This is a genomic window from Streptomyces sp. ADI95-17, from assembly GCF_003846175.1.
Classification (GTDB): Bacteria; Actinomycetota; Actinomycetes; order Streptomycetales; family Streptomycetaceae; genus Streptomyces; species Streptomyces sanglieri.
This window is the reverse complement of record NZ_ML123045.1, coordinates 406,696-415,104: the sequence shown is the minus strand read 5'-3', so window position 1 is coordinate 415,104 and position 8,409 is coordinate 406,696. Positions and strand designations below refer to the sequence as shown.

Genomic DNA, 8,409 nt, shown 5'->3' with positions numbered 1-8,409 from the left:
GGGGGGCGGAGCCCCCGGTTACGGGAAGGGGCGGGGCAGGGGACTGGGCCCGCCGCAGGCACACCGCACCCGCCCCGCCCCTCCCCCCGCGCCTCAGTCCACCAGGTCCCGCACCACCGCATCCGCCAGCAACCGCCCCCGCAAGGTCAGCACCGCCCGCCCCCGCTCGTACGGCCCGGCCTCCAGGAGCCCGTCCGCCAGCGCGCGGCGGGAAGCCGCCAGCCCGGCCGGGGCCAGGATGTCGAGCGGGCACCCGTCCTGGAGCCGGAGCTCCAGCAGGATCCGCTCGACCCTCCGGTCCTCCTCGGAGAGGATCTCGCGCCCGGCCCCCGGCGAGCGCCCCTCGGCCAGCGCCTGCGCGTACGCGCCCGGATGCTTCACGTTCCACCAGCGCACCCCGCCGACGTGGCTGTGCGCCCCCGGCCCGGCGCCCCACCAGTCGGCGCCGCGCCAGTACAGCTCGTTGTGCAGGCAGCGGCCCTCCGGCGTACGGGCCCAGTTCGACACCTCGTACCAGGAGAAGCCCGCCGCGGCCATCGCCTCGTCCGCGATCAGATACCGGTCCGCGTGGGCGTCGTCGTCGGTCATCGGGATCTCGCCGCGCCGGATCCGGCGGGCCAGCTGCGTGCCCTCCTCGACGATCAGCGCGTACGCCGACACATGGTCCGGCCCCGCCCCGATCGCCGCGTCCAGCGAGGCCCGCCAGTCGTCGTCGGACTCCCCCGGCGTGCCGTAGATCAGGTCGAGGTTGACGTGCTCGAAGCCCGCCTCCCGGGCCTCGGCGACACATGCCTCGGGCCGCCCCGGTGTGTGCGTGCGGTCGAGGATCTTCAGCACGTGCTGCCGGGCGCTCTGCATCCCGAAGGAGATCCGGTTGAAGCCGCCCTCCCGCAGTTCCGCGAGATACGCCGGGCCGACGGACTCAGGATTGGCCTCGGTGGTGATCTCGGCGTCGTCCGCGAGCCCGAACTCCTCCCGGATCGCTCCCAGCATCCGGACCAGGTCGGAGGCCGCCAGCAGGGTCGGCGTGCCGCCGCCGACGAAGACCGTGCGGACCGGCCGGGGGTCGTCCCCGAGGATCTTGCGGGCCTGGCGGACCTCGCCGATCAGATGGGTCGCGTAGTTGTCCCGGGAGGCCAGTGCTCCGCCGGAACCGCGCAGCTCGGTCGCGGTGTAGGTGTTGAAGTCGCAGTAGCCGCAGCGGGTCGCGCAGTACGGCACGTGCAGGTAGAAGCCGAGCGGCCGGTCGGCGGCGCCTTCCAGGGCATGGCGGGGCAGCGCCCCGTCGTCGGGTACGGGTTCACCATCGGGCAGTACGGAAGGCATACCGCCCATTGTCGCTCGCCGCCGGGAGCCTCCCGGCCATGCCCATGATCACGGAGGCTGCCCGCCCCCGACCACGTGCCGCCTCACCCCGCCTGGAGCACCAGCAGTGCCAGGTCGTCGTCCGGCGGCCGCTCGGCGAATTCGTGCACCGCCCGCTTGATCCGGTCCGCGATCCCGTCCGCCGACAGCCCGGTACAGCCGGCCAGCGCCCGGGACAGTCCGTCCCCGTCGTCGAACATCAGCGTCCCCGAGCGCCGCTCCGTCACACCGTCCGTGACGCACAGCAGGCTGTCGCCGGGCGCCAGCTCGAAGCACTGGCTCTCGTAGGCGACGTCGTCGAAGATGCCGAGCAGCATCTGCGGCTCGGCGGCCGGGCGCACCTCGCCGTCGGGCCGCAGCAGCAGCGGCAGCGGGTGGCCGGCGCTGGCCAGGGTGCAGCGCACGCCGCCGCCGGGCAGCGGTACGAGTTCTCCGTACAGCAGGGACAGGAAGCGGGACTGCCCGGTGTCCGGGGTCTGCTGACCGCCGGCGGCGGCCACCATGAGCGCGGCCGCCTCGGCGGCCTCCATCGCGTCGTCGAGGAGCAGCCGGTTGAGCCGGTCGAGGACCTCGCCGACGCCGAAGCCCTCGCGGGCCAGCAGCCGCAGCCAGGGGCGGGCGAGGCCCGTGACGACGGCGGCCTCGGGGCCGCTGCCCTGCACATCGCCGAGGACGAAGCACCAGCGGTCGCCGGGGCACGGGAAGATGTCGTAGAAGTCACCGCCGACGACGCCGTCGTCACTGGGCTCGTACACCAGTGAGCTGGTGACGCCGGGTATGTCGGCGACCTTGCCGGGCAGCAGGGCCCGCTGCAGGATGCGGCTGATGGTGGCCTGCCGGGTGTACTCGCGGGCGGCGCCGACGGCGAGGCCGACCCGGCGTACGAAGTCCTCGATGAGCGCGGTCACCTCGTCGGGGACACGGGCGAGGCCCTCCCGGCCGAGAAGTACGGCGCCGAGGTTCCGGCCGCCGGAGGTGATCCGGTAGGCGAGGGCGGACGCGGCGGGCTCGTCGGCCTTCTCGCCGTCCTCCTCGCCGCCGGGCCACGGCATGGAGACGGGCCCGGTGCCGACCCGCTCGGGGAGCCGGATCGGGCCCTGATCCAGCAGGGTGCGCAGTTGCCCGGTCTCGGCCTCGTCCCGGTGCCAGACGCTGGCGAGCCGGGGGACGGCGGAGGGGCCGCCGTTCTCGGGTTCCAGCCAGATCGCGCACCAGTCGGCCAGTCTGGGCACCAGTAACTGCCCGGAGAGCGCCGCCACGATGTCCTCGTCGAGCTGGCCGGCGAGCAGGTCCGAGGCCTCGGCGAGGAAGGAGAGCGCGCCGCGGCCGGCCCAGTCCGCGTCGTCGCGCAGCGCGCGCCGGGCGTTGGGGGCGAGCAGTTCGGCGGCGCGCAGCCCCTGCTGGAAGCCGGGCTCGGCGGCTGCTTCCGGGAACGGGTTCCAGTCGTCCACGGGAAGCCTGGCCCAGACGGTCTTGAGGCCGGTGCGGTAGGTGATGCCCCAGCGTTCGGCGAGGGTGCCGACGAGCTGGAGCCCGCGACCGTACTCGGCGGGCTCGTCGGGTCCGACGAGGCTGGTGCCCTCCGCGGCGTCGGCCGCGCTTCCGGACTCCGGACGGTCGCTGCGCACGGCGCGGGCGGGGTGGTGGTCGGAGACCTCCACCACCAGGGCCGCCACCTCGTCCTCGGTGGCCTCCTCCAGCCGGGCGAGCACCTCCACATTGGTCCCGGCGTGCACGACCGCGTTGGTGACCAGCTCGCTGACGACGACCTCCGCGTCGTCGGCCACGCGCTCGCTGAAGCCCACGGCCGCCGGCAGCCCGAGCCCGGTCCACTCACCGAGGGCGGCCCGGAGGAACCGGCGGGCGGCGGAGGGGGCGAGGAGGTTCCCGGGCAGGGACGTATGGGCGACCGGCCGCGCGTCCGCACGACCTGCGGGATCACCGGGACGCTCGGCGATGTCCCGCTGCAAGGGAATGGGCCCCACGGTGCGGCTCCTGACCTGTTCTCGCTCTGTCTGTTCTCGTTGCTGTCTGTCTGTTCTCGTTGGGCGGCGCTGGCGACACCGACAGAGTGACAGATGGACCATGCCCATAAGCAGCGAGTTGCCGAAGTGAGCAGAGAAAATGAGCGGGGGACGAACAGGAGCAGCCGCACCGCGCGGCCGGTCCGCGAGGAGCTGTCTATGCCTCGCGGGTTCCCGCGTACATGTCGTCGATGAGGCCCCGGTACGCGCGCTCGACGACCGGCCGCTTCAGCTTGAGGCTGGGCGTCAGCTCGCCGTGCTCGATGTCCAGGTCGCGGGGCAGCAGCCGGAACTTCTTGATGGTCTGCCAGCGCTGCAGCCCCTCGTTGAGCCGCTTCACGTAGCCCTCGATGAGCTCGACGGCCTGCGGGGAGGCCACCACTTCGGCGTACGGCTTCCCGCCCAGGCCGTTCTCGGCGGCCCAGCCGAGGATGGTCGGCTCGTCCAGTGCGATCAGGGCGGTGCAGAAGTTACGGTCCGCGCCGTGCACCAGGATGTTGGAGACGAACGGGCAGACCGCCTTGAACTGTCCCTCGACCTCCGCCGGGGCGATGTACTTGCCGCCGGACGTCTTGATCAGGTCCTTCTTGCGGTCGGTGATCCGGAGGTAGCCGTCCACGGACAGCTCGCCGATGTCGCCGGTGTGGAACCAGCCGTCCGACTCCAGCACCTCGGCGGTCTTCTCCGGCTGCCCGTGGTAGCCCTGCATCAGGCCGGGGCCGCGCAGCAGGATCTCGCCGTCGTCCGCGATCCGCACCTCGGTGCCGGGGAGCGGCTTGCCGACGGTGCCGGTGCGGTAGGCCTCGCCCGGGTTGACGAAGGAGGCGGCGCTGGTCTCCGTGAGGCCGTAGCCCTCCAGGATGTGAATCCCGGCGCCTGCGAAGAAGAGGCCGATGTCGGGGGCGAGCGCGGCGGAGCCGGAGATGCAGGCGCGCAGCCGGCCGCCGAAGGCCTCGCGGATCTTGGAGAAGACGAGGGCGTCGGCGACCTTGTGCTTGGCGCCGAGGGCGAAGGGGACGGAGGCCGTGCCGGTGCGCCGGAAGTTGTCCTGCGAGACCGTGGCGTACTCGCGGGCCACCCCGGCCGCCCACTGGAAGATCTTGTACTTGGCCCCGCCACCGGCCCGGGCCTTGGCGGCGACTCCGTTGTAGACCTTCTCGAAGATCCGGGGGACGGCGGCCATGTACGTCGGCTGGACCACCGGAAGGTTCTCGATGATCTTGTCGACCCGGCCGTCCACCGCGGTGACGTGGCCGACCTCGATCTGGCCGGAGGTGAGGACCTTGCCGAAGACGTGCGCGAGCGGCAGCCAGAGGTACTGCACGTCCTCCGGAGTGATCAGCCCGGTCGCCACGGTGGCCTTGGCCATGTACGACCAGTTGTCGTGCGGCAGACGCACGCCCTTGGGGCGGCCGGTGGTGCCCGAGGTGTAGATCAGGGTGGCGAGCTGGTCGGCCGTGATGGCGGAGACCCGCTCCTTGATCGCGTCGGGGTGCTTCGCCAGGTGCTCGGCGCCGCGGGCCTCCAGCTCGGCGAGGGTGAGCACCCAGCCCTCGGGGTCGCCCTCGGCGGGTCCGGCGCCCTCGGGGTCGATGACGACGACATGGGCGAGGTTCGGCAGTTCGGCGCGGCGCTCGCGGGCCTTGGCCAGCTGGGCGGCGTCCTCGGCGATGAGCACCCGGCTCTCGGAGTCGGAGAGGATGAACGCCGACTCCTCCGCGTTGGTCGACGGGTAGATCGTGGTGGTGGCGGCACCCGCGCACATCACGCCGAGGTCGACGAGGATCCATTCCACCCGCGTGCTCGCGGCGAGCGCGATCCGCTCCTCCGGCTGCACGCCCAGACCGATGAGCCCGGCCGCGACGGCGTAGACCCGCTCGGCGGCCTGCGCCCAGCTCAGCGACTTCCACTCATCGGGTCCGTCGCCGGCGGCCGGGACGGGGTAGCGGTACGCCTCCCCGTCCGGAGTGGCCGCCACGCGGTCGATGAAGAGGTTCGCCACGGAGGGCGGTCGGTTCTCGATCAAGGTCAGTGTGTCGCTCACGACGTCCTCCGGGCCTGCGGCAGTGCTTCACGACCGGCTGCTGATGGCTGCTGATGGCTGCTGTGTACCGCTTGTTCCTGTGCCTGTTGTTGCGTGCGTCCGTCTGCTCGTCCTGCTCGGGGACCCGCCTTGTTTAACTGGCGAGTAACTACGAAGCCGTGATCAGGGTAGAGCGCCCGCGTCCACCGCGTAAGAGGCAACGGGCCGCCGCTTCATAACAAACGGGCCCCATGACATACGGGCCCCCATGTCGCGGGGTGGCGCGACATGGGGGCCCGTACGGCTGTCACCGGGGAGGGCGGGGCGGCGGGTTACTTCTTGCCCTTGCCCTCGCCGCCGGACTCGTCCGTCGACAGCACGGCGATGAAGGCCTCCTGCGGCACCTCCACGTTGCCGACCATCTTCATCCGCTTCTTGCCTTCCTTCTGCTTCTCCAGCAGCTTCCGCTTACGGGAGATGTCACCGCCGTAGCACTTGGCGAGGACGTCCTTGCGGATGGCACGGACGGTCTCACGGGCGATGACCCGGGAGCCGATGGCGGCCTGGATCGGCACCTCGAAGTTCTGCCGCGGGATCAGCTCGCGCAGCTTGGCGACCAGCCGGACGCCGTACGCGTACGCCTTGTCCTTGTGCGTGACCGCGGAGAACGCGTCGACCTTGTCGCCGTGCAGCAGGATGTCGACCTTGACGAGCTGGGCGGTCTGCTCGCCGGTGGGCTCGTAGTCGAGCGAGGCGTAGCCCCGGGTCTTGGACTTCAGCTGGTCGAAGAAGTCGAAGACGATCTCGGCGAGCGGCAGGGTGTAGCGGATCTCGACCCGGTCCTCGGAGAGGTAGTCCATGCCGAGCAGGGTGCCGCGCCGCTGCTGGCAGAGCTCCATGATCGCGCCGATGAACTCGCTGGGAGCCAGGACCGTGGCGCGCACGACGGGCTCGTGCACCTTGTCGATCTTGCCCTCGGGGAATTCGCTCGGGTTGGTGACGGTGTGCTCGGTGCCGTCCTCCATGTCGACGCGGTAGACCACGTTGGGGGCGGTGGCGATGAGTTCGAGGCCGAACTCGCGCTCCAGCCGCTCCCGGATCACGTCGAGGTGGAGCAGTCCGAGGAAGCCGACGCGGAAGCCGAAGCCGAGGGCCGCGGAGGTCTCCGGCTCGTACACCAGGGCGGCGTCGTTGAGCTGGAGCTTGTCCAGCGCCTCGCGCAGGTCCGGGTAGTCCGATCCGTCCAGCGGGTACAGCCCCGAGAACACCATCGGCTTGGGGTCCTTGTAGCCGCCCAGCGCCTCGGTCGCGCCCTTGTTCAGGGAGGTGATGGTGTCACCGACCTTGGACTGCCGGACGTCCTTCACGCCGGTGATGATGTAGCCGACCTCGCCCACGCCGAGGCCGTCGGCCGGGGTCATCTCCGGGGAGGAGACCCCGATCTCCAGCAGCTCGTGGGTGGCGCCGGTGGACATCATCCGGATGCGCTCGCGCTTGTTGAGCTGGCCGTCGACCACCCGGACGTACGTGACGACGCCGCGGTACGAGTCGTAGACCGAGTCGAAGATCATCGCGCGGGCGGGGGCGTCCGCCTGGCCGACCGGGGCCGGGACGTCCCTGACCACCCGGTCGAGCAGCGCGTCCACGCCGATGCCGGTCTTCGCGGAGACCTTGAGCACGTCCTCCGGCTGGCAGCCGATGAGGTTGGCCAGCTCCTCGGAGAACTTCTCGGGCTGCGCGGCCGGCAGGTCGATCTTGTTGAGCACCGGGACGATGGTGAGGTCGTTCTCCATCGCCAGGTAGAGGTTGGCCAGGGTCTGGGCCTCGATGCCCTGCGCGGCGTCGACCAGCAGGACCGTGCCCTCGCAGGCGGCGAGCGAACGGGAGACCTCGTAGGTGAAGTCCACGTGGCCCGGGGTGTCGATCATGTTGAGGACATGGGTGCTGCCCTGGCCCTCGCCCGTGGTGGGCGCCCAGGGCAGCCGCACCGCCTGGGACTTGATGGTGATGCCGCGCTCGCGCTCGATGTCCATCCGGTCGAGGTACTGAGCACGCATCTGCCGCTGGTCGACCACACCGGTCAGCTGGAGCATCCGGTCGGCAAGGGTCGACTTGCCGTGGTCGATGTGCGCGATGATGCAGAAGTTGCGGATCAGCGCCGGGTCGGTACGGCTCGGCTCGGGCACGTTGGTAGGAGTCGCGGGCACGCAGGGTCCTGATTCTTGAGACGCCGAACGCCGTGTCTCGGGTCGATGTCGGGTCGGTCGGATCGATACGTAGCCTCCATCGTCCCATGGTTGCGGGGCGGAGACCGGTTTGGGCCGGTCGGAGTGCGGCTGGTACCGTTGACAGCTGTGCCTCGCGACTCTCTCAGGCCGTGGGGCGCACATCGAAGATCCAACGAACCTGAAAAGGCTCTTTCGTGGCGAACATCAAGTCCCAGATCAAGCGGAACAAGACGAACGAGAAGGCGCGCCTGCGCAACAAGGCCGTCAAGTCCTCGCTCAAGACCGCTATCCGCAAGGCCCGTGAGGCTGCCGCCGCCGGTGACGTCGAGAAGGCCACCACGGCCGCTCGCGACGCCTCCCGCGCGCTCGACAAGGCCGTCTCGAAGGGTGTCATCCACAAGAACGCCGCCGCCAACAAGAAGTCGGCGCTGGCGTCCAAGGTTGCCTCCCTCCAGGGCTGAGCATTCTGATGTGATCGCCGGGACGGACCCAGCGGGCCCTCTCTCCCGTTCCTGACCGGCACCCCGCGCCGCACACCGAACCTGCGTTCGCCACGCGGGTGCGGCGCACCAAGCTTGAACCGAAGGCCCCGGCCTCAGCTCTCCCCAGAGCGAGGACCGGGGCCTTCGGCGTGCGCGGCGCGGGCGGGGGCGAGGCAGGGGGCGTGTTCGGGGCGGGTGCGTGGGCGAGACAGGGACCATGTTCGGGGCGGGATGTCCTGGCGCACGTGCGTACGTGGGTACGTACGTGGTCGGGCGCGGGAACGAGG

Annotated in this window: 5 protein-coding genes; 1 reads left to right on the top strand and 4 read right to left on the bottom strand. The window is 71.0% G+C overall.

All coding sequences use genetic code 11. The features are described 5' to 3' along the window. Nucleotides 1-93 precede the first annotated feature (93 nt). From hemW to lepA, 4 genes are all read right to left on the bottom strand, one after another. Nucleotides 94-1,335 carry a radical SAM family heme chaperone HemW gene (hemW, locus tag EES42_RS09925; RefSeq protein ID WP_124717769.1) on the bottom strand — a complete coding sequence of 414 codons (1,242 nt, stop codon included), beginning with the start codon at nt 1,333-1,335 and terminating at the stop codon, nt 94-96. A gap of 74 nt (nt 1,336-1,409) precedes the next feature. After that, nucleotides 1,410-3,335, bottom strand: a complete 1,926-nt coding sequence (locus EES42_RS09920; RefSeq protein WP_124718476.1) for an ATP-binding SpoIIE family protein phosphatase — start codon at nt 3,333-3,335, stop codon at nt 1,410-1,412. Nucleotides 3,336-3,546: 211 nt separating this feature from the next. After that, nucleotides 3,547-5,433: an AMP-dependent synthetase/ligase gene (locus EES42_RS09915; protein ID WP_124717768.1), complete on the bottom strand. Its 1,887-nt coding sequence runs from the start codon at nt 5,431-5,433 to the stop codon at nt 3,547-3,549. A gap of 311 nt (nt 5,434-5,744) precedes the next feature. After that, nucleotides 5,745-7,619, bottom strand: coding sequence for a translation elongation factor 4 (gene lepA / locus EES42_RS09910; protein ID WP_124717767.1), 1,875 nt, complete (start codon nt 7,617-7,619; stop codon nt 5,745-5,747). A 215-nt stretch (nt 7,620-7,834) separates the two neighbouring features. Between lepA and rpsT the strand changes: the two genes are divergently transcribed. Continuing rightward, on the top strand, nt 7,835-8,101 hold the full coding sequence (gene rpsT, locus EES42_RS09905) for a 30S ribosomal protein S20 (RefSeq protein ID WP_124717766.1): 267 nt from the start codon (nt 7,835-7,837) through the stop codon (nt 8,099-8,101). Nucleotides 8,102-8,409 lie beyond the last annotated feature (308 nt).